The organism is Amycolatopsis sp. FDAARGOS 1241 (assembly GCF_016889705.1).
Classification (GTDB): Bacteria; Actinomycetota; Actinomycetes; order Mycobacteriales; family Pseudonocardiaceae; genus Amycolatopsis.
Genome location: NZ_CP069526.1, coordinates 3,337,869 through 3,358,997, shown reverse-complemented (window position 1 = coordinate 3,358,997; position 21,129 = coordinate 3,337,869). Strand labels below are relative to the sequence as shown.

Annotated in this window: 22 protein-coding genes; 8 read left to right on the top strand and 14 right to left on the bottom strand. The window is 71.9% G+C overall.

From position 1 onward, the window contains the following. Positions 1 to 45: 45 nt before the first annotated feature. From I6J71_RS16495 to I6J71_RS16485, 3 genes are all read left to right on the top strand, one after another. Positions 46 to 1,023 (top strand): GlxA family transcriptional regulator, encoded by a 978-nt coding sequence (locus I6J71_RS16495; RefSeq protein ID WP_204095506.1) that lies wholly within the window; start codon positions 46 to 48, stop codon positions 1,021 to 1,023. Positions 1,024 to 1,091: 68 nt separating this feature from the next. Next, a complete protein-coding gene (locus I6J71_RS50765) occupies positions 1,092 to 3,425 on the top strand; it encodes a YibE/F family protein (protein ID WP_370542155.1) in 2,334 nt (777 codons plus the stop codon). A gap of 112 nt (positions 3,426 to 3,537) precedes the next feature. Then, a complete protein-coding gene (locus I6J71_RS16485; protein ID WP_204095505.1) occupies positions 3,538 to 3,819 on the top strand; it encodes a hypothetical protein in 282 nt (93 codons plus the stop codon). On the opposite strand, the gene I6J71_RS16480 is transcribed toward I6J71_RS16485, so the two are convergent. Together I6J71_RS16480 and I6J71_RS16475 are read right to left on the bottom strand one after the other, a co-directional pair. Beyond that, entirely contained in the window at positions 3,791 to 4,456 is a 666-nt protein-coding gene (locus I6J71_RS16480; RefSeq protein WP_204095504.1) for a hypothetical protein, read from the bottom strand. The two genes, I6J71_RS16485 and I6J71_RS16480, sit on opposite strands and share 29 nt — an antisense overlap. 5 nt (positions 4,457 to 4,461) lie before the next feature. After that, entirely contained in the window at positions 4,462 to 5,037 is a 576-nt protein-coding gene (locus I6J71_RS16475) for an MBL fold metallo-hydrolase (protein WP_204095503.1), read from the bottom strand. 145 nt (positions 5,038 to 5,182) lie between these two features. Here I6J71_RS16475 and I6J71_RS16470 point away from each other — a divergent pair, with 145 nt between their 5' ends. Both I6J71_RS16470 and I6J71_RS16465 read left to right on the top strand, forming a co-directional pair. Continuing rightward, positions 5,183 to 6,070, top strand: coding sequence for a peptidylprolyl isomerase (locus I6J71_RS16470; protein WP_204095502.1), 888 nt, complete (start codon positions 5,183 to 5,185; stop codon positions 6,068 to 6,070). Between the two features lie 3 nt (positions 6,071 to 6,073). Then, positions 6,074 to 6,859: an aminotransferase class IV gene (locus I6J71_RS16465; RefSeq protein WP_204095501.1), complete on the top strand. Its 786-nt coding sequence runs from the start codon at positions 6,074 to 6,076 to the stop codon at positions 6,857 to 6,859. 10 nt (positions 6,860 to 6,869) lie between these two features. Here the strand turns inward: I6J71_RS16465 and I6J71_RS16460 are convergent, their stop codons facing one another. Next, positions 6,870 to 7,649 (bottom strand): enoyl-CoA hydratase/isomerase family protein, encoded by a 780-nt coding sequence (locus I6J71_RS16460; protein WP_204095500.1) that lies wholly within the window; start codon positions 7,647 to 7,649, stop codon positions 6,870 to 6,872. Positions 7,650 to 7,824: 175 nt separating this feature from the next. Between I6J71_RS16460 and I6J71_RS48270 the strand changes: the two genes are divergently transcribed. Next, on the top strand, positions 7,825 to 7,968 hold the full coding sequence (locus I6J71_RS48270; protein ID WP_239154910.1) for a hypothetical protein: 144 nt from the start codon (positions 7,825 to 7,827) through the stop codon (positions 7,966 to 7,968). Further along, positions 7,965 to 8,672: an alpha/beta fold hydrolase gene (locus tag I6J71_RS16455; RefSeq protein ID WP_239154908.1), complete on the top strand. Its 708-nt coding sequence runs from the start codon at positions 7,965 to 7,967 to the stop codon at positions 8,670 to 8,672. Before I6J71_RS48270 ends, I6J71_RS16455 begins: the two co-directional genes overlap by 4 nt. Here the strand turns inward: I6J71_RS16455 and I6J71_RS16450 are convergent. The 8 genes from I6J71_RS16450 to ruvC all read right to left on the bottom strand — a co-directional run bounded on the left by I6J71_RS16450 (position 8,656) and on the right by ruvC (position 17,900). Then, a complete protein-coding gene (locus I6J71_RS16450; protein ID WP_204095499.1) occupies positions 8,656 to 11,019 on the bottom strand; it encodes a bifunctional (p)ppGpp synthetase/guanosine-3',5'-bis(diphosphate) 3'-pyrophosphohydrolase in 2,364 nt (787 codons plus the stop codon). The genes I6J71_RS16455 and I6J71_RS16450 overlap by 17 nt on opposite strands. A 230-nt stretch (positions 11,020 to 11,249) precedes the next feature. Beyond that, positions 11,250 to 11,768, bottom strand: a complete 519-nt coding sequence (locus I6J71_RS16445; RefSeq protein ID WP_204095498.1) for an adenine phosphoribosyltransferase — start codon at positions 11,766 to 11,768, stop codon at positions 11,250 to 11,252. 5 nt (positions 11,769 to 11,773) lie between these two features. Beyond that, entirely contained in the window at positions 11,774 to 13,042 is a 1,269-nt protein-coding gene (secF, locus tag I6J71_RS16440; RefSeq protein ID WP_204095497.1) for a protein translocase subunit SecF, read from the bottom strand. A 1-nt stretch (position 13,043) separates the two neighbouring features. Further along, on the bottom strand, positions 13,044 to 14,810 hold the full coding sequence (gene secD, locus I6J71_RS16435) for a protein translocase subunit SecD (RefSeq protein ID WP_204095496.1): 1,767 nt from the start codon (positions 14,808 to 14,810) through the stop codon (positions 13,044 to 13,046). A 205-nt stretch (positions 14,811 to 15,015) separates the two neighbouring features. Beyond that, positions 15,016 to 15,435: a preprotein translocase subunit YajC gene (yajC, locus tag I6J71_RS16430; protein WP_204095495.1), complete on the bottom strand. Its 420-nt coding sequence runs from the start codon at positions 15,433 to 15,435 to the stop codon at positions 15,016 to 15,018. Between the two features lie 144 nt (positions 15,436 to 15,579). Then, positions 15,580 to 16,650 carry a Holliday junction branch migration DNA helicase RuvB gene (gene ruvB / locus I6J71_RS16425; protein WP_370542154.1) on the bottom strand — a complete coding sequence of 357 codons (1,071 nt, stop codon included), beginning with the start codon at positions 16,648 to 16,650 and terminating at the stop codon, positions 15,580 to 15,582. Between the two features lie 15 nt (positions 16,651 to 16,665). After that, the gene (ruvA, locus tag I6J71_RS16420; protein WP_204095493.1) at positions 16,666 to 17,262 is read right to left on the bottom strand and encodes a Holliday junction branch migration protein RuvA; all 597 of its coding nucleotides are present in this window, start codon (positions 17,260 to 17,262) and stop codon (positions 16,666 to 16,668) included. Further along, a complete protein-coding gene (gene ruvC / locus I6J71_RS16415; protein WP_239154905.1) occupies positions 17,259 to 17,900 on the bottom strand; it encodes a crossover junction endodeoxyribonuclease RuvC in 642 nt (213 codons plus the stop codon). The genes ruvA and ruvC overlap by 4 nt, the downstream gene beginning before the upstream one ends. Positions 17,901 to 17,974: 74 nt before the next feature. Here ruvC and I6J71_RS16410 point away from each other — a divergent pair, with 74 nt between their 5' ends. Then, on the top strand, positions 17,975 to 18,427 hold the full coding sequence (locus tag I6J71_RS16410) for a cupin domain-containing protein (protein ID WP_204095492.1): 453 nt from the start codon (positions 17,975 to 17,977) through the stop codon (positions 18,425 to 18,427). Position 18,428: 1 nt separating this feature from the next. Here I6J71_RS16410 and I6J71_RS16405 read toward each other — a convergent pair whose 3' ends face one another. From I6J71_RS16405 to pdxT, 3 genes are all read right to left on the bottom strand, one after another. Beyond that, positions 18,429 to 18,950 (bottom strand): DUF4262 domain-containing protein, encoded by a 522-nt coding sequence (locus tag I6J71_RS16405; RefSeq protein WP_204095491.1) that lies wholly within the window; start codon positions 18,948 to 18,950, stop codon positions 18,429 to 18,431. Positions 18,951 to 19,318: 368 nt separating this feature from the next. Continuing rightward, complete coding sequence (locus tag I6J71_RS16400) at positions 19,319 to 20,074, bottom strand: YebC/PmpR family DNA-binding transcriptional regulator (RefSeq protein WP_204095490.1); 756 nt, start codon at positions 20,072 to 20,074, stop codon at positions 19,319 to 19,321. 61 nt (positions 20,075 to 20,135) lie between these two features. Next, complete coding sequence (pdxT, locus tag I6J71_RS16395) at positions 20,136 to 20,780, bottom strand: pyridoxal 5'-phosphate synthase glutaminase subunit PdxT (RefSeq protein ID WP_204095489.1); 645 nt, start codon at positions 20,778 to 20,780, stop codon at positions 20,136 to 20,138. Positions 20,781 to 21,129 lie beyond the last annotated feature (349 nt).

The following is a 21,129-nucleotide window of genomic DNA, read 5'->3' as shown; positions in this document are numbered from 1 at the left end:
CTGCGAACCACGTCGTTCGGCCCGGTGACCTGCTAACGTTCGATCATGGCGGGACCGGAACGGCAGGTCGTGATCGTCGCGTACGACGGCGCCGAGCTGCTCGACATCGCGTGCGTCTCCGACGCGCTCGACGCCGCCAACCGGCTCGGCGCGCGGCCGCCGTACCACATCCGGCTGGCCACTGTGGACGGTCGTCCGTTCCGCTGCCAGTCGGGGATCACGCTCACGCCCCACGTCCGCCTCGACCAGGTCGCGGGCGATCTCCACACGGTGGTCGTCTCCGGCGGCGTCGGCCACAAGACGGCCGCGGCCGACGAGCGCCTGCTCGAACACGTCCGCCGCCTCGCCCGGACGAGCACGCGCACGGCGTCGGTGTGCACCGGCTCGACCGTGCTTGCCGCGTCCGGCCTGCTCAGCGGCCGCCGCGCGACCACGCACTGGGCGTACGCGGCGCAGCTGGCGGCCCGGTACCCCGCGGTGACCGTGGATCCGGTGCCGCTGTTCATCCGCCACGGCGACGTCTACACCTCCGCCGGCGTCACCAGCGGACTGGACCTCGCGCTGGCGTTCGTCGAAGAGGACCACGGCCCGACACTCGCGCGCGAAGCCGCCCGCGCGCTCGTGACGTACCTGCAGCGGCCCGGCAACCAGGCGCAGGTGAGCATGTTCCTGTCCGGACCGCCGCCGGAGCACCGGCAGGTGCGCGACCTCACGGCGTTCGTCACCGAGCACCTCGGCGACGACCTCGGCACGCCCGTGCTGGCCCGGCAGGCCGGGATCAGCACGCGGCAGCTGACGCGCCTGTTCGACGCCCACCTCGGCACCACCCCCGGCAAGTACGTGCGGACCGTCCGCGCCGAGCACGCCGCCCGCCTGCTCGCCGGTACCGACCTCCCGCTGGCCGCCATCGCGCGCCGCTGCGGTTTCGGCTCCACCGAAACGCTGCGGCAGGCCTTCCTCGACCACTTCGACACCCCGCCGTCGGCTTACCGCCGGGTGCACCTCCGCCAGGCCCTCGGCTGAGCGAAACGCCGGAATCGACCGGGTCCTCCCCCACCCGGTACGGGTGGCGGCGGCAGGCGGAGTGCACTATGTCCGCCGTGGCCCCGCCCGACTACCCCGACTTCGCCGACGACGACGCCGACGACACCGGCCCCATCCGCCGGGTCACCGACGGCACCCCACGCCGCCCCCGCACCGGCGACGAGCCCTCGTGGCCCGCCGCCGAACCGCCGCGCCGTGGCCCGAACGGCGGCCGCCGCACGGGCGAAACCCCGCTGCCACCGCGCCGTTCCGGTGAGACGCCGCCGCCGGCCTCGCGCCGGCCCGGGCCGAACCACCAGCCCGGCGACGCGCCGACGGCCGCACGCCGCAGCCGCAACGGCGCCCCGGGCGACACCCCACCGCCCCGGTCCCGCCGCACCGGCGACACGCCACCACCCAGCTCGCGCCGCACCGGCGATACCCCACCGCCCCGCCACACCGGTGACACCCCACCGCCCACCTCCCACCGCACCGGCGACGCGCCGCCGCCAGCCTCCCGCCGCACCGGCGGCACCTCGTCCCTCTCGGCCCGCCTCGACGGCGACGACTCCGGCGCTCAGCGCACCGCCGAGCCCGGCGCACCCGCTGACCGGCGCGCTGCTGACGCCCCCGGACGCGCCGCCCGCCGCACCGGAGAAAACCCCGCGCCGTCGCGTACCGGCGAAACTCCCCCACCCGCGGGCCGTCGCCGCGCCGCGGCCAACGGCCCACGCCGCCCTCGCGGCGACGGCACCCGGACCGCCCGGCCCGCCCCCGGTGATACCTCAGCCGCCGGTTCGGAAGCCGGCCTCGACGCCGAAGCCACCACCCGCGCAAGGCGCCGCGCCGCTGTCGCCGGGCAGGCGCACGGCGCCGCGGACCCGGAAGCCGACTTCGCCACCGAAGGGCCCTCCAGCGGGAGCCGCCGCGCAGGCCTCGCCCGGCAGGCCCAAGGCGCGGACCCGGAAGTCGACTTCGCGGCGGGAGGGCCTTCCCGCGGGGGCCGCCGCGCAGGGCTCACCGGACAGGCCCAGGGCGTCGCCGGCCCCGAAACCGACCTCGACGCCGAAGCCACCACCCGCGCAAGGCGCCGCGCCGCTGTCGCCGGGCAAGCGCACGGCGCCGCGGACCCGGAAGACCATGCGGCGGAAGCTGCACCGGGCAAAGGCCTCCGCACGGCCCTCACCGGGGCGGGACACGGCCACGGGCATGGTCACGGGCACGGCCCCGCGGCCCCCGCGTCGGCGCGGGTGCGGAAGTTGCTCACGTGGCTGCTGGCCCCGCTGGCGGTCGCGACGGTCGTCGGGATGATCGTGCTGTACCCGTGGGGCAAACCGGCGCCGACGAGTGCGGTGCCGCAGGGCACGCCGGTACAGGCGTCGATCACGTCGACCGCCACGGGGCCGTGCCTCGCGCAGGGCCAGGTGCAGGTGGGCTCACAACCCGACCCCGACCAGAAGCCGTGCCTCACTGTCAACCTGACGATGACCGACGGGCCCGCGAACGGCAAACCGCTGCAGCTCATCGTGCCGATCGAGCCGAGCACCCCGCGCTTCTCCACCGGCGACGCGGTCGTGCTCGCCTACAACGGCGGCAACGCCACCGACCCGGCGTCGTTCCAGCTCGTCGACTTCCAGCGCGGCACGCCGCTCGTGCTGCTGGCCGCGTTGTTCGCCGTCGCCGTGCTCGTGCTGGGCCGCTGGCAGGGCCTCGCCGCGCTCGTCGCGCTGGTGCTGAGCTTCGTGGTGATCGCGCTGTTCGTGCTGCCCTCGATCCTGTCCGGCGAGAACCCGCTGCTGGTCGCGATCGCGGGCGCCGGCGCGATCATGTTCGTCGCCCTCTACCTGACCCACGGCCTGTCGGCGAGAACGTCGGTGGCGGTGCTGGGCACGCTCGTGAGCCTCGCGCTGATCGGGATCCTGTCGGCGATCTTCTCCATCGGCGCCTCGCTGACCGGGCTCGACGACAGCACGTCCACCCTGATCGGCTCGCTCGGCCACGGCATCGACGCGCGCGGCCTGCTGCTCGCCGGCGTGGTGATCGGCGCGCTCGGGGTGCTCGACGACGTCACGGTCACCCAGACCAGCGCCGTGTGGGAGCTGCGGCGCGCGAACCCGGCGCTGGGCTGGCGCGAGCTGTACCGCTCGGGTCTGCGCATCGGCCGCGATCACGTCGGCTCGGCCGTGAACACGCTCGTGATGGCCTACGCCGGTGCCGCGCTGCCCGTGCTGCTGTACTCGTCGATCTCCGGGGTCGGGCTCGGCGCGCTGCTCGGCAGCGAGGACATCGCGTCGGAGATCATCCGCACGCTCGCGGGTTCCGTCGGCATCGTGGCCGCCGTGCCGGTGACGACGATTCTCGCGGCGCTCATCGCGGCGCGCGAGCCGTCGGCCACCTCGTGAGCACCACAAATGCGCTGCAGTCACACCAGTAACACGAACGAACCCCGCTCCGGGAACGCTGCGGCGGCTGCGGTACGAAGTGGCCGAGCGCGTCCGTGCCCGAGGAGGGATCGTGTTCTCAGCCGTGCCGGCGGGGCCTCGGTTCGCCGCGCACCTCGTCCGGCGGTTGTTCGCGGCCCTGCTCGAAGCGGCCGAAGCCGTGCCGCGGATCGCGACGGCACTCGACGACGTGCGCAAGACCCTGCGCCAGCTCGAGCGCTTGCTCACCTACGTCGCCGGGGAACTGCCGGAGCTCGCACACAAGGTCGAACAGATCCGCACCAGGGTCGACGGCATGGAGGACCCCGCCGCCGAAGAAGCGCGCGTCACTCCAGCGTCGCGACGAAGCGGCTGACGGCTTCCATCGGGAAGCGCTGCAGATAGCGCCCGGCCGGCGCTGCCGACGCGAGGCGGTACAGCGGGCGTTCGGCCGCGCCGCCTCCACGGGCCTCGGCGCGCAGTTCGGCCACGAGCAGCTCGGAGAACACCAGGCCGTTGGCTTCGGTGTTGTTCAGCAGCGCGTCGGCGAGGCGGCGCAGCTGCAGCGCACCCAGCTCACGCCCGCCGGTGCCGGCGAAGACGGCGAGGTCGAGCTTCACCGCGCGGCGCCGCTTGCCCGCGTTCACGAGCAGGCTCACCGTTCGCGTGCCGCGCACGTCGGCGATCACGATGTCGAGCCGTTCCGCGGTGACGAGGTCGATGCGCCGCACGCCCCACGTGCGCACGATCAGCTCCGTGCCTTCGAGCCAGACGCGGCGGCGCAGCGTGTACAGCACGACGTAAACCAGCGGCAGCATGATCACCACCGCGACGATCAGCCCCACGAGCTGACCGCCGATGAGCCCCGAGATCCCGCCGCACGCCGCGGCGACGATCAGGGCGCCGATGACCCCTGACCACGCCCGGCGCCGCCGGATCTTGGCGTCCTCGGCGAACAGCGCCAGCCGCTCCGGCGGCACTGCCGAGTCCTTCGCGCCACCCTGCTCGGTCATGCCCGTCACGCCTCCGCTCCGATGAGCGCGGGGTTGCTCGCTCGTTCACGGCCGATGGTCGTGGCGGGTCCGTGGCCGGGCAGGACCACGGTGTCATCGGGCAACCCCAGCAGCTTCGTGCGCAACGATCTCTCCAGGTCGGGGCCGGAGCCGTCGGCGCGCCCGATCGACCCGGCGAACAACGTGTCCCCCGTGAGCACCAGCCTGCCACCCTCGCTCGCCGTCGCGGCGCACGCTACCGACCCCGGCGTGTGCCCGGGCACGGAGATCACTTCGAGCGCGAGACCCGCGAGCTCCAGCGGGCCTTCGGCCAGCGGCACCGACGGGCCCTCGTACCACTCGCGGTCGGCCGGGTGCAGGTGCAGCGGCAGGTCGTGGCCCGCCGCGCCGGCGACGTGGTCGGGGTGACCGTGGGTGGCGAGCAGCGCGACGGGCGTGAGCCGGTGCTCGGCGAGCGCGGCGGCCAGCGGTTCGCCGGAGTCCTGCCCGGGGTCCACCACGACGCACTCGCCACCCGCGGCCTGGGCGAGGAGGTAGCAGTTGGCGCGCAACGGGCCGGCGGCGAATCCGACGACGAGCACCAAACCCTCCTCTCCCGGCTCCCGCGAAGCGGCGCCGATCACGATCGGGTCGAGACTAGCGGCCCCTGTACAGAGTCCTCACAGGCTGTGCCCATACACTGCCGCTACCTCAGACGTGTGACACCGAGCGGGAACTGGAGGGCGGGTGGCGACCAACCAGCAGCGCCGTGAAGCCGCTAAGCGCAAACTCGAGCGGCAGCTCGTGCGCCGGCAGGAGCGGGCCAAGCGACGCAAGATCGTGGGAGCTGGTGTGGTCGGCGGTGTCGTCCTCATCGTCGCGGGTGTCGTGGTCTGGGTCGTGAACAGCGGCGGCAGCGGCGACTCCACGGCCGCCGCGAGCCCGCCGCCGTCGAGCTCGGCGCCGCCGGTGCCGACGGTCGGCAACATCCCGACGCAGCGCACCGCCCTGCCCACGCGGCCGAAGGCGCTCCCGAACCCGACCACGTGCTCGTACCCGGCCGACACGCAGAGCGCGCCGCCGCCGAAGAAGACCACGGCGCCGGACGGCAAGAACGTGCCGTCGCAGGGCAAGGTCGAGATCACGTTCAAGAGCACCGCGGGCGACATCCCGATCACACTCGACCGCGCGCTCGCGCCGTGCACCGTGCAGGCCTTCGTGAGCCTGGCCAAGCAGGGCTTCTACACCGACACGATCTGCCACCGCCTCGGCGTCACCGACCTGCAGATGCTGCAGTGCGGCGACCCCAACGCCAAGGGCGACGTGAACAGCGACGGCATGGGTGGCCCCGGCTTCACCATCCCCGACGAGTTCATCGACGGCGAGAAGTACGGCCGCGGCATCCTCGCCATGGCCAACACGGGCCAGCCCAACTCGGGCGGCAGCCAGTTCTTCATGGTCTACGGCACCGCCGAGCTGCCGCCGCAATACACGATCTTCGGCAGCATCTCCGACGAGGGTCTCAAGGTCCTCGACTCGATCGCGAAGGCCGGCATCGGCACCGTCGGCCAGGACGGCGCGACGGGTGAGCCGAAGAAACAGGTCAAGTTCACGGCCGTGAACGTCGCCGCCTGATCGTTGTCCGTCGCACTCGAGCTGAACGGCGCTGAACCCAGCGCCGTTCAGCTCGCCGCCGCCACGGGCAGCTACGGCCACTTCACCGCGATGCAGGTCCGCGACGGCCGGGTCCGCGGCCTCGCGCACCACCTCACCCGCCTCGTCACGAGCACCGAGCTGCTGTTCGGCAGCGACCTCGACGTCGATCTCGTGCGCGGTCACGTCCGCCGGCTCGTCGCCGGGCGCGGTGCGCTTTCCGTGCGGGTGCTCGTCTTCTCCCGGTCCAGCGAGGAAGACCCCGTGATGGCGCCCGAGGTTCTCGTGCGCACCGGTCCCCCGCGCGAGCACGTCGCCGACCCGATCCGGCTGAGGTCCGTCCGCTACGAACGCGACCTGCCCGAGGTCAAGCACACCGGCACGTTCGGGCTGATCCACCACTCGCGCCAGGCCGTGCTCGCGGGTTACGAGGACGCGCTGTTCGTCGACCACAGTGGACACATCAGCGAAGCGTCCATCTGGAACGTCGGGTTCCTGGAAGGCGACACGGTGGTCTGGCCCGACGCCGCCGTCCTGCCCGGCATCACCTACCTCGTGCTGCGCGACCGCCTGGCCGCCGCGGGCGTCGCGCAGGTGACCCGCAAGGTGCACCCGCGCGAGCTGCCCGGCTTCGACGCCGTGTTCCTCACCAACTCCGAGACGGTCGGCCGCCCGGTGGCGTCCGTCGACGACGTGGTGCTGCGCAACGATCCCGCGGCCGCGCGGCTGCTCGCCGACGCGTACGAGACCGCACCCTGGGACGAGATCTGACCCGTCCCGTTCAGCGGTGCGTGAACTTCGGGTCCCGGCGGTGCAAAAACGCGTCCACGCCCTCCGCGTAGTCCTCGCCGTGCAACGCCGCCAGGCGGATGTCGTCCACCTCCTGGTCGGGTGTCTCCTGGCCGGCCACGATCTTCGCGACGATGCGGTTCATGCCGCGGATCGAGGCCTGCGAGCGGGAGCACAAGGTCGCCGCGAAGGCCGCGGTGGCGGCGGCGAGGCCTTCGGGTGCGTGGACGTCGTTGACGAGGCCGATCTCGCGGGCGCGGATCGCGTCGACGAGTTCGCCGGACAGCAGGAAGTAGCGGGCGTTCGCGGGACCGACCAACGAGATGAGCAGGCGCGTCGAGTCGAAGCTGTAGACGATGCCGAGCTTCGCGGGCGTGATGCCGAAGCGCGCGTCTTCCGCGGCGAAGCGGAAGTCGCACGCGACGGAGAGCTGGCAGCCGCCGCCGATGCAGTTGCCGTGGATCATGGCGACGGACGGTTTGCGCATTGAGGTCAGGGCGGCGACCGCACCGTCGACGGCCTTGTCGTAGGTCGCGGCGCCGTCGGCGGTGGAGCGCAGTTCACGGAACTCGCTGATGTCCGCGCCGGCCGAGAAGTGCTTGCCCGCGCCCGTCAGCACCAGCACCTTGAGCGCCGGATCGGCCTCGACCTCCGCCACGACGTCCGGGATCGCCGACCACATGCCGTAGGTGATGGCGTTCATCTTCTCCGGCCGGGCGAACGTCAGCCGCGCCACTTCGCCGTCGCGCGTGAACTCGAATCCGTCGGTCATGCCAGCACCCTACTGTGCCGTTCGTTGCCCATCCGACCACAGCACGGCGGAACCCGTTGGCGCGCACGGTTCCGTCCGATTGTCGGGCGTCCGCCTATTTTAGCCGGATCAGTAGCGGGATCGCCCTGCGCGAAACCTGCGGCTGTAACCAGGCGGCCACGCCAGCGTGGCCGCGATGGGGATGATCGAGGTAGCCGGCGCGCGGTTCGGGTGCGACGAAGCAGGTCACGGACCGGCGGTGGTGCTGCTGCACGCCGGGCTCGCCGACCGGCGCATGTGGACCACCAATTCACGGCCCTCGCCCGCGAGCACCGCGTGATCCGCTATGACCGGCGCGGCCACGGCGACTCCACCGACCCCGAAGGCACCGTCTCCCACCACCGCGATCTGCTGGCGCTCATGACCGCGCTCGGCGTGGACCAGGCGGACCTGATCGGCTCGTCGATGGGCGGCGCGTACTCGCTCGACGCCGCCCTGGCCGCCCCGGAGCGTGTCCGCAGCATCGCGCTCGTCGGCGCCGGGCTGTCCGGTCACGAATGGCCCGAACCGATGGCCACCGAAGTCCGCGAAGCCATGCTCGAAGCCGTCCCGCTCGAAAAGCTCGAGCGCTACCGCAGCCACAGCGCCGAGCGGATCGACCCCGCCGACGTGCGAGCCATGGCGAAGGCCAACGTCGACTACCTGGTCGTCGGTCCACAACGGACTCCCGACGCGGTCGACAAATCGTTCTACGTCCAGGCGATCGCGATGTGTGAGGACCTCTACCGGCGCGAGTGGAGCGGTCCTCAGTGGACGGAGGACGTCCCGGACACCCGCCACCGCCTCGGCGAGATCACCGCGCCGACGCTCGTGCTCGTCGGCCTCGAAGACGCGTCCGGGCTCGTCGAGCTGGCGGACGTGTTCGCCAGGGAGATCCCGGGCGCGCGCCGCATCGACTTCCCCGGCACCGGGCACCTGCCGCCGATGGAGCGGCCCGCCGAGGTGACCGAGGCGCTCCTGGCCTGGCTCAGGAAGCCGACGTGACCCGGTAGACGTCGTAGACGCCCTCGACGCCGCGGACCACCTTCAGCACGTGGCCGAGGTGCTTCGGGTCGCCCATCTCGAACGAGAACCGGCTCACCGCCACGCGGTCACGCGAGGTGGTGACCGACGCCGAGAGGATGTTGACCTTCTCGTCGGCCAGCACCTTCGTGATGTCCGAGAGCAGCCGGTGCCGGTCGAGCGCCTCGACCTGGATGGCCACGAGGAACACCGACGAAGACGACGGCGCCCACTCGACCTCGACCAGCCGCTCGGGCTGGGTGCGCAGATCGTCGGCGTTGGTGCAGTCCGTGCGGTGCACGCTCACGCCGCCGCCGCGCGTGACGAAGCCGAGGATCTCGTCGCCCGGCACGGGGGTGCAGCAGCGGGCGAGCTTGGTCCACACGTCGCTGGAACCCTTGACGATCACGCCGACGTCGTTGGACCCGCGCCGCCGCGTGACAGTGGACGGCGTGGCCCGCTCCGCGAGCTCCTCCTCCGCCTCGTCGACGCCGCCGATGAGCGCGACCAGCCGCTGCACCACGTGCTTCGCGCTGGTGTGGCCCTCCCCCACGGCCGCGTACAGCGACGAGATGTCGCCGTGGCGCAGCTCCTTGGCGACCGAGCCCATGGACTCCGCCGACACGAGCCGCTGGATCGGCAGCCCGACCTTGCGGATCTCCTTGGTGATCGCTTCCTTGCCCGCGTCGATCGCCTCGTCGCGGCGTTCCTTCGCGAACCACTGCCGGATCTTCGCGCGCGCCTTCGGCGAACCGGCGAACTGCAGCCAGTCGCGGCTCGGGCCGGCGCTCTCGGCCTTCGACGTGAAGATCTCGACGACCTCGCCGTTCTCCAGCTTGCGCTCGAGCGCGACGAGCCGGCCGTTCACGCGGGCGCCGATGCAGCGGTGCCCGACCTCGGTGTGCACCGCGTAGGCGAAGTCGACCGGCGTCGAGTCGGCGGGCAGCGTGATCACGTCGCCCTTCGGCGTGAAGACGAAGATTTCGCGCGCGGCCAGTTCGTAGCGCAGCGACTCAAGGAAGTCGCCCGGATCCGCGGCCTCGCGCTGCCAGTCGAGCAGTTGCCGCATCCACGCGATCTCGTCGATCTCCATCGCGTTGCCGGTGTGCGTGCCCTTGGTTTCCTTGTAGCGCCAGTGGGCCGCGATGCCGTACTCCGCGGTGCGGTGCATCTCGTAGGTACGGATCTGCACCTCGAGCGGCTTGCCGTCCGGGCCGATCACCGTGGTGTGCAGCGACTGGTACACGCCGAACCGCGGCTGCGCGATGTAGTCCTTGAAGCGGCCGGGCACCGGCTGCCACAGCGCGTGGACGACGCCCATGGCGGCGTAGCAATCGCGCACGTCCTCCACCAGGATGCGCACGCCGACCAGGTCGTGGATGTCGTCGAGGTCGCGCCCGCGGACGATCATCTTCTGGTGGATCGAGTAGTAGTGCTTCGGCCGCCCCTCGACCTTCGCGGTGATCCGCGACGACACGAGGTTGCCCGTCAGGTCCGCGATCACCTTGCGCAGGTAGGTGTCGCGCGAGGGCGCGCGGTCGGCGACCAGGCGCACGATCTCGTCGTACTTCTTCGGCTGCAGGATCGCGAATGCGAGGTCTTCGAGCTCCCACTTCACGGTCGCCATGCCGAGGCGGTGGGCCAGCGGGGCCAGCACTTCGAGCGTTTCGCGCGCCTTGCGGGCCTGCTTCTCCGGCGGGAGGAAGCGCATGGTGCGCATGTTGTGCAGCCGGTCGGCCAGCTTGATCACGAGCACCCGCGGGTCCTTCGCCATCGCGATGACCATCTTGCGGATCGTCTCGGCCTCGGCCGACATGCCGAGCTTGACCTTGTCCAGCTTGGTGACGCCGTCGACGAGCTCGCCGACCTTGTCGCCGAAGTCGCCCTTGAGCTGGTCGAGCGAGTAACCGGTGTCCTCGACGGTGTCGTGCAGCAGAGCCGCCACGAGCGTGGTGGTGTCCATGCCCAGCTCGGCGAGGATCGTGGCCACCGCGAGCGGGTGCGTGATGTAGGGGTCGCCGGACTTGCGCCGCTGCTCGCGGTGCAATTCCTCGGCGACGTCGTACGCGCGCTGCAGCAGCGCCAGATCCGCGTTCGGGTGCAGCTCGCGGTGGATGACGGCGAGCGGCTCGAGCACCTGCTTCACGGGTGCGGCGCGCTGTGCGGTGATGCGGCGCGCCAGTCGCGCCCGCACCCGCCGCGTCGCCGACGGGTTCGGCGCGGCCCCGTTCGCCTTCGACGGTGGCACCGCCTGCGCACCCCGTGCTCCGGCGCTGTCCTTCGCGGGCCCCGGCTTCGCGGGCACCGCGGCGTCGAGCTCCTGGCTCACCCGCACCTCCTGCTCTCGTGCGGCCTTCGAACCCCCAGGGTAGCCGTTCGACCGCGTGGCCTCGCCGCCCACTTCCGATCGACAGCCGGCGCGCCGCGGGTCTCCGCCGGGCCACACTGGTTCCAACACCGCTTGACCAGCGCAGCTTCCCTCGCGACGCGGGGTGCCGATCACACCACGGCGCGCAGCCATCCCCGCCACGGGCGATGCGCGATCGGCGATGCCGGCGCTCAGACGACCCGCAGTGCGTCGATCCGCCTGCCCGCCAGCGCCGCGCGGCCACCGAGTGCCGCCAGCTCGAGCACCACCGACACGCTGTCCAGGACAGCCCCGGCACCTTCCAGCAGCTTCGCCGTCGCAGCGACCGTGCCACCGGTGGCGAGGACGTCGTCCAGGACCGTGACGCGGGTGCCGGGGCGCACGACGCCCGCGGGCAGTTCCACGCTCGCCGTGCCGTACTCGAGCGCGTAGTCGACGCGGCCGGCGACCGCCGGCAGCTTGCCGGGCTTGCGGACGAGCACCACGCCGAGGCCGCGGGCGTACCCGACGGCCGCGGCGAGGAGGAACCCGCGGGCCTCGACGCCGGCCAGCAGCTCGACCTCGGGGTCGAGCGTGCCGGCCAGTGCGTCGACGACCGCGGCGAAACCGGCGGCGTCCGCGAAGAGCGGGCTCAGGTCGCGGAACAGCACGCCGGGCTCGGGGAAGTCCGGCACCTCGGCGATGAGGCCGAGGGCTTTCTCCAGGTCCACCGTGCTCAGCGCTTCCGCTTCGCCGACGACACGCCACCGCTGCGGCGCGGTTTGTTCTGCGGCCGCGCCTTCGGCGTGCGGGCCGGCACCCCGGCGGCCGCGGCCATCGCCTTCTCCTTGCGGAGTTCGGTGGCCAGCGCGTCGTCGTCCGCCGCGTCGAAGCCCTCGCCCTCGGTGTCGCGGGCGGCTGCCTTCGCACGGCGGGCCGCCACGCGCTGCGCCTGCTGCTGATATTTCGGCTCGCGCATCTTGAAGTCGACCAGCAGCGGGGTGGCGAGCGCGACCGACGACAGCACGCCGACCAGCGTGCCGGTGAGCTGCACGAGCGCCAGGTCTTGCAGCGTGCCCGAGCCGAGCAGGAGGTACCCGACGATCAGCAGGCCCAGGATCGGCAGCAGCGCGATGAACGCGGTGTTGAACGACCGCATCAGTGTCTGGTTCAGCGCCAGGTTGGCCGCCTCGGCGTACGTGCGACGGGTGAGGCCGAGCAGGCCGCGCGTGTTCTCGCGGACCTTGTCGAACACCACCACCGTGTCGTACAGGGAGAACCCGAGGATCGTCAGCAAGCCGATCACCGTCGCCGGCGTGACCTCGAAGCCGACGAGCGAGTACACACCGGCGGTGACCACGATGTCGTGGATCAGCGAGACCAGCGCGGCCGCGGCCATCCGGGTGTCGAAGTAGATCGCCAGGAAGATCACCACGGCCACGAGGAAGACCGCGAGCGCGATCAGCGCCTGCCGCGAGATCTCCCCGCCCCACGACGCGCTCACGGCGCTGTCGCTGATGGCCTGCACACTCGGCTGGCCGTTGGCCGCGACCGGCGCCCAGTCGGTGAACAGCTGCTGCTTCACCTTGGTGACCTGGTCGGCCGGCAGCGCCTCCGAACGGATCTGGATCGTCGCCGCGTTGCCGGTGCCGACGCGCTGCGTCTCCGACGGCTGCTCGCCCAGAGCCTTGGTGAACGACTCGGTCACCTGCGACGTGGTGATCTCGCCGTGCGCGCCGTGCGCGGGCAGCTGGATCTGCGTGCCGCCTTCGAACTCGATGCCGAAGTTGAAGCTGCGGATCGCCATGGAGCCGATGCACACGAGCACCAGCACCGCGAAGAAGATGTACCAGCGCTTGCGCGCGCCGACGATGTCGAACGCACCGGTGCCGACGTAGAGCCGGTGGAAGACGCTTTCCTTCTTCGCCGCACCGGCCGGAGCCGACGAGCCGCCCGAGCGGGGTTCCTTGGCTTCGGCATCCGTGCCGAGGTCTTCGACGCCCACGTCAGGCCTCCTTCACGTTCGTACGGCCGACCGACGGGCGCGCGGCCTTGCGCGACGAGGCCAGCTGCTGGACGGCACCGAGGCCAAGGTTTCGGGGATTGGACAGGAACGAGGACTTCGACGTGGACACCATCGCCACGAGCGGGTGCGTGACCAGGTAGACCACCACGAGGTCGAGCACCGTCGACATGCCGAGGGTGAACGCGAAGCCCTGGACGTCGCCGACGGCGATCACGTACAGGATCGCGGCGGCGAGGAAGCTCACCGCGTCGGACGCCAGGATGGTGCGCCGGGCGCGGGCCCACCCGCGCGGCACGGCGGAGCGGAACGTCCGGCCTTCGCGGATCTCGTCCTTGAGCCGTTCGAAGTAGATGACGAACGAGTCCGCCGTGATGCCGATGGCGATGATCAAGCCGGCGATGCCGGCGAGGTCCAGCGTGTACCCGATCCACCGGCCGAGCAGCACGAGCACCGCATAGATCAGCAAGCCGGACAGCGCCAGCGAAAGGATCGTGAGGATCCCGAGCAGGCGGTAGTAGATCAGGCAGTAGATGAACACGACCACCAGGCCGATCGCGCCGGCCAGCAGGCCGGCCTGCAGCGACGCCGAGCCCAGCGTCGCCGACACGGTCGTGGCGTCGGAGGAGTCGAACGACAGCGGCAGCGAACCGTACTTCAGCACGTTCGCCAGGTCCTTCGCCTCACCCTGCGTGAACTGCCCGGTGATCTGGGTGTTGCCGCCGAGGATGGCCGACTGGATCGTCGGCGCCGAGACGACGTTCGTGTCGAGCACGAACGCGGCCTGCGAGTTGACGTTGGCCGAGGTGAAGTCGCCCCAGGTCTTGCTGCCCGCGCCCTTGAAGGTCAGGTCGACGACCCACTGGCCGCGCTGCTGGTCGTAGCCCGAGGTCGCGTCGGCGATCTCCGTGCCAGGCAGGAACTCCGGTCCCAGCACGTACTTCGTCGCGTCCTTGTCACCGCACGCGACGAGCGGCTTGTTCGCGATGTCGTTGCCCTCGAGCGGGTCAGCCACGTTCGGTGCGCACGTCAGGGAAGCGAGGGCGGCCTGCTGAGCGGCCTGCGCCTTCGCCTGGTCCGTGGAGGCCAGGTCCGGGTTCTGCCGGATCGCCTGCGCCTGCTCGATGGGCGTCTTCGCCTCGTCGCCGGCCGCCGGTGTGCCGGATGAAGCCGGGGGCGCGGACGGCGTGGTGCTCGGTGGCTGCTGCGCCGGGGCACCGAGCGCACCGCCACCGCCACCGCCGTTCGGCGCGCTCGAAGGCGCACTGTTCGCGGACGGCGGGGCCGCGGGGGCGCCCGAAGCCGGCGGCGGGGTCTGGCTGCCCGAAGGCGGCGCCTGCGTACCCGAGGCGGGCGGAGCGGCCGGGGTGTTGGGCTGCGAGGTGATGACCTTGCGGAAGCCGAGCTTCGCCGTGCGGCCCAGGCTCTTGGCCTCGTCGCCCTGCGCACCCGGGACGGTGATGACAACGTTGTTGCCGTCCAGCACGACCTCCGTGCCGGCGACGCCGATGCCGTTCACCCGGGTCTCGATGATCTGGCGCGCCTGGTCGAGCGAGTCGCGCGTGGGCTGTCCGCCGTCCGGGGTCCGCGCGGTGAGCGTGACCCGGGTGCCGCCCTGCAGGTCGATGCCCAGCTTCGGCGTCGGCTTGCCGCCGCCGGTGAAGAACACCAGCGCGTACAGCACGATCACGATCAGGGCGAAGAAAGCGAGATAGCGTCCCGGGCGGAGATGCCCGGCCGATGGTGCCACGGTGCTTCGGTCTCCTCGGACTGGGTGTACCCCAACTGGTTCGGTGAGCGAGCCGGGAAGGTGCTCCCGGAACGCTGCTGGGCATGACTATGGCGGCGGACACGCACGCAGCACCGAGACAGTACTCGGTGCTGCGTGAGCCCTGCGTTCGCCCGTACCGACTTTCGTCGGCTACGGGTGCGTCACTGCCCGGGGAAGAGCGAGGTCACTTCTTCCCGTGCTCCAGCGGGGGCGCGATCTGCGCACCGGACTTCTCGTCCTCGTCCGAGATGGACTCCTGAACGGGCGCTTCGGAGGTCGACGCGACACCGCCGACGGTCTCGTCCGAGTCGGTCCCGGTTTCGGTCTCGTCGGTTTCGACGGCCGGCTGGACCTTCTCGCGGACCGCGATCCGCAGCCAGGTCGTGACGACCCCGGGGGCGATCTCGATGTCGATCGTGTCGTCGCCCGACGCGTCGGCGACGGTGCCGTAGAGGCCCGAAGTGGTCATGACGCGGTCGCCGGGGGCGAGGCTCTTCTGCAGGTCCTGCTGGGCTGCCTGCTGCTTCTTCTGCTTGCGGGTACCGAGGACGAGCGGCACGGCCACCACGACCAGCAGCAGCAACGGCAGCAGTAAGTTGTTCATGACTCTCCATTCGACGGACGCCGCGTGGTCGCCGCTCACGCCCGGTTTTGACGGATGTGCTGTCTTCGAGTGTGCCAGGTGCTCGCGAAATCGCCAGCACCCACCGTCTGTTCCGCTCCCGCCGCCGGTGCCCGGCGCCCCGCGTCAGCCCTGGTCGAACAACGTGGGACCGCCCTGGTCCGACCGTCCGGTCTCGGGCGGCGGTACCAGGCCGAGGTGCTCCCACGCGGCCGCGGTCGCGACCCGGCCACGCGGAGTCCGCGCGAGCATACCCGCGCGGACCAGGTACGGTTCGCACACCTCTTCCACCGTGGTCGCCTCTTCACCGACCGCGACCGCGAGTGTCGAGATGCCGACCGGTCCCCCGCCGAACGAGCGGGTCAGCGCCGTCAGCACGGCGCGGTCGAGCCGGTCGAGTCCGAGTTCGTCCACGTCGTAGACCTTCAGCGCGGCGCGCGCGACGTCCCTGGTCACGGTGCCGTCGGCGCGCACCTCGGCGTAGTCGCGGACTCGGCGCAGCAGCCGGTTCGCGATCCGGGGTGTCCCCCGCGACCGGCGGGCGATCTCGGCGCAGCCGTCGCGGTCGATCGTGATGCCGAGGATCGTCGCGGCGCGGCGCACGACGAGCTCCAGGTCGGAGTCGGCGTAGAACTCCATCTGGCCGGTGAAGCCGAAGCGATCGCGCAGCGGCCCGGTCAGCGACCCGGACCGCGTGGTGGCCCCGACCAGGGTGAACGGGGCGATATCGAGCGGGATGCTCGTGGCGCCCGGGCCCTTGCCGACAACCACGTCGACGCGGAAGTCCTCCATCGCGAGGTAGAGCATCTCCTCGGCCGGGCGGGCGATGCGGTGGATCTCGTCGATGAACAGCACGTCGCCTGGCGCGAGGTTCGACAGCATCGCGGCGAGGTCGCCCGCGCGTTCCAGCGCCGGGCCGGACGTGATGCGGATGGCCGCACCGAGCTCGGCGGCCACGATCATCGCGAGGCTCGTCTTGCCCAGGCCGGGCGGGCCGGACAGCAGCACGTGGTCGGGCGGCACCCCGCGGCGCCGGGCGCTCTCGAGCACCAGCTCGAGCTGCTCACGGACCCGCTGCTGGCCGACGAACTCGTCGAGCCGGTGCGGCCGCAGCGTCGTCTCGACCTCGCGTTCGCCGTTCTGCGACAGCGCCGACAAGGTCTCGTCGGTGTCGCCGCCGGCGTCGAACTCCGTCACCTCGTTCTCCACCGGTTACCGCTTCCGCCCGAGCATCGCCAGGGCCGCGCGCAGCACCGACGAGGTGGTGTGCCCGTCGCCCTCGGCGAGCACGCGGTCCACGGCCTGTTCGGCCTGCTTCGCCGGGAAACCCAGGCCGGCCAGCGCTTCCACGACCTCGGCGCGCAGCGCGCCGGGCGCGGACACCACCGGCACCTCGCCCGTCGCGCCGAGCGCGGTGACCTTGTCGCGCAGCTCGAGGCTGAGGCGCTCGGCCCCCTTGCGGCCGATGCCGGGCACCTGCGTGAGGACGGTGATGTTGCCTTCCACCAGGGCCGCGCGCAGCTTGTCGGGTTCGAGCACGGCCAGGGTCGCGAGCGCGAGCCGCGGGCCGATGCCCGACACGGTCTGCAGGAGACCGAACAGCTCGCGAGCCTCTTCGTCGGCGAAGCCGAACAACGTCAGCGAGTCCTCGCGCACGACCAGCGCGGTGTGCAGGCGCACCTGCTCGCCGCGGCGCAGCGTGGCCAGCGTCGCCGGCGTGGCCTGCACGGCGAAACCCACCCCGCCCACCTCGACCACCGCGTGGTCCAGGCCGACGGACAGCACTTCACCGCGTACGGAGGAGATCATCGTGGGGCTCCCGTGTCGTCCAGCTTGCTCGGGGTCCGGCCGGCCGCGCGCCGTACCGGCGTGCGGGCGCCGACCCCGGCCTGTTTCGCGGCGGCCGCGAGCCGGGCCTTGTGCGCGCGGGCCAGTTCGGCCCCGCGCGCCTCCGCCTCGGCGAGGCGGGCCCGCAGGGGTTCGCGCCAGAGGTGGCAGATGGCCAGCGCCAGCGCGTCGGCCGCGTCGGCGGGGTGCGGTTTCACCTCGAGGTTCAGCAGGCGCATCACCATCCCGGTGACCTGCGCTTTGTCAGCGCGGCCCGAACCGGTCACGGCGGCCTTGACCTCGCTCGGGGTGTGGAACACGACCGGCAGCCCGCGGCGGGCCGCCGCCAGCGCGACGACGCCGCCCGCCTGCGCGGTACCCATGGCCGTGCGGACGTTGTGCTGCGCGAACACGCGCTCGACGGCGACGGCTTCGGGCTTGTACCGGTCCAGCCAGTTCTCGACCTCGTCGGCGACGCCGAGCAGCCGCCGCGCGAGATCGGAGTCCGCCGGCGTGCGCACGACGCCCACCGCCACCGCGCGGACGGCCCGGCCCTTGCCACCGTCGACCACGCCGAGACCGCACCTGGTCAGACCGGGGTCGACCCCGAGCACCCGCACACCTTCTCCTTCACCCGCGCGAACATCCGTTCGAGGTGCAGGCTACTGGGCGGCGACGCGGCAGGATGGCCGCCATGCCGGAGCCGACCGAATTCGTCCGCCACCTGGGTCTGCAGCCACTGCCGGTCGAAGGCGGCCGGTTCGCGCAGAGCTGGCGCTCGGCGGAGGGGTCGGCCATCTACTACCTGCTGGTCGCGCCGGAGTTCTCGGCACCACACCGGCTCGACCGCGTCGAGGTGTTCGTGCACCACGCGGGCGCGCCGGCGCGGATGCTGCTGTTGCACCCCGGCGGTTCGGTGACGCGGCCGGTGCTCGGCACCGACGTGGCCGCAGGTGAGCGGCCGCAGGTCGTGGTGCCCGCGGGGACCTGGCAGGCGACGGCGCCGCTCGGTCCGTGGAGCCTGCTGGGCACGGTGGTGGTGCCGCCCTACACCGACGACTGCGTGGAATTCGCTGATGCGGCGGCGCTCGCCGCGCAGTTTCCCGCCGCGGCCGGGGAGTTGCGCGCGCTGCCCGGTTCGGGGTGACTCAGGGCCCGTCGACGCCCGGGGTCCAGCTTTCCGGCGCACCGCTTTCGGTGAGCACGGGCTGCCACTCGGCGAAGCCGTCGGGAGCCGTGTCCTGCCAGGGGAAGTGGCCCTCGGGCGTCGCGACGATCACCTGCAGCGCCGGGAAGTCGCCGTCCGGGTAGACGAGGAACGCCGAGCCGAAGTACTCGGGGTAGTGGCCCTTCGCGACGCGCTCGAAGACGACGGGCGCGCCGTCGAAGAAGTCGTCGTAGCGCTTGCCGACCTCGAAGATCTCGCCGTTGGCCGCGCGGTCGACGTATGCGTCGAGCAGGATCGGGCCCATGTCGCCGGGCAGGCCGACGACCACGACCTCCGGCACGTTGTGCAGCGCCCACGCGCACGCGGTGAAGCTGTAGCCGGCGCCCCGCTCGTCGTCCGGGACGGCGATCACCGCGTTGCCGCGTTCCTTGGCCTGGGACTCGATCCAGTCGATGAGGCGCTGCTCTTCGGCGGTGAGGGCTGAGGTCGTCACGGCGGCCATTGTGCCGCACCCGCGCGGCTGAGCCCAGCACCGGCGCGCGGCGATTTCCCGGCCACCGCAAGGGATCCGGCTACGCTCCGCTGATCGCGAACGAAACGGCCCCGGCCGGGCACGGAGTCCTCCGTTGCCCGACCGGGACCGGCCGGCGCTGAGCGAGGTGTTCGCCGCGGCGCCGGAATTCCTTGCTGCGAGCCGAAAATCCGCTCTGGACCACCGTCAGCCGACCGCCGCCATGGTCTCATCGGAGACGGGGAAGCCTAGGCAGCCCGTAGACGTTGCGTGTACCCGCACGTCAGTCGAACGCAGCCGCGACCTCGCCGGAGACGCGGAATTCGACACAGCGCGTAGACGCCCCGCCGATCCGCCTCTCAGTCGACCGAAGCCATGACCTCGTCGGAGACGTCGAAATTGGCGTAGACGTTCTGCACGTCGTCGCAGTCCTCGAGCGCGTCGATCAGCTTGAAGACCTTCTTCGCGCCGTCCACGTCGAGCGGGACGCTGACGGTGGGCAGGAAGGTCAGTTCCGCCGACTCGTACTCGAACCCCGCTTCCTGCAGCGCCTTGCGCACCGGCACGAGGTCGCCGCCCTCGGAGACGATCTCGAAGCTCTCGTCGAGGTCGTTGACCTCCTCGGCCCCCGCGTCGAGCACGGCCATGAGCACGTCGTCCTCGGTCGCCTCGGCCTTCGGCATGATCACGACGCCCTTGCGGTTGAACATGTAAGCGACCGAGCCGGGGTCGGCGAGCGAACCGCCGTTGCGCGTGAGCGCGGTCCGCACCTCCATCGCGGCGCGGTTCTTGTTGTCCGTGAGGCACTCGATCAGCACCGCGACGCCGTTGGGGCCGTAACCCTCGTACGTGATGTTCTGCCAGTCGGCGCCCCCGGCCTCTTCACCGGCGCCGCGCTTGCGCGCGCGCTCGATGTTGTCCTGCGGGACCGAGTTCTTCTTCGCCTTCTGGATGGCGTCGTAGAGCGTGGGGTTGCCGTCGGGGTCACCACCACCGGTGCCGGTCCGGGCCGCCACCTCGATGTTCTTGATCAGCCGGGCGAAGAGCTTGCCCCGCTTCGCGTCGAGGTTGGCCTTCTTGTGCTTCGTCGTGGCCCACTTGGAGTGGCCGCTCATCTTTCCTCCATCTGTTCCGCGGCCGCGTGACCACTCGTCGCGCGGCCGCCGCAATCCCTGCTCAGGCTTCTCGCACGAGCTCGACGAACAACCGGTGCACCCGCTCGTCCCCGGTGATCTCGGGGTGGAACGCCGTGGCCAGCACCGCCCCCTGCCGGACGGCGACGATCCTAGCCTCGGGCTCGCCCAGCGCCGGATCTTCGGGCACGACCGCCGGCGGCACGGTGGCCAGCACCTCGACCCCCGCGCCCGCTTTCTCGACCCACGGGGCCCGGATGAACACGGCGTGCACAGGCCCGTCACAGACGCCGGCGAAGTCGAGGTCCACCTCGAACGAGTCCACCTGCCGGCCGAACGCGTTGCGCCGGACGACCACGTCGAGCCCGCCGAGCTGCTGCTGGTCCGGGCGCCCGTCGAGCACCTGGCGGGCCAGCAGGATCATCCCGGCGCACGAGCCGAAGGCCGGCATGCCGCCGGCGATCCGCGCGCGCACCGGCTCGAGCAGCTCGAAGCTCTCCAGCAGCCGCGACATGGTGGTCGACTCCCCGCCGGGGAGCACCAGGCCGTCCACTCCGGACAGTTCCGCCTCGCGCCGCACCGGCACCGCGTGGGCACCCGCGCGCTCCAGCATCGCGACGTGCTCGCGCACGGCACCCTGCAGGGCGAGCACGCCGACCGTCGGCCGCGCTCCCGAAGCTGTCACCACCCGACCTCCCGAAAGACGTTCGCTTAAGCTTAGGGGGACGCCTCGCGGGCCTTCCGGCCAGGTCAGCGGGCAGTCGACCGGTGGTCACCCACTCGAGGAGCCGCGCCGTCCGCCGGCACCCGGCCGAGAGAAGTGGCCTTCCCGCAACGCCGCCGAGTGGCCACCCAGAGAGGGATCTTGCCGCGCCGCGGAGCGCTACGGAACATCAACGCACTGCCAGGGCGCCCACCCGTACCTCCAGGATACAGGGCCGGCAGTCGTGCAGGTCAGCGCCATTTCGCGCGGACGTGACGCGGCCGACAGGAGCCACCGGACGCCGGACCCGCAGGTCGGAGCCACCTGCGAAGTG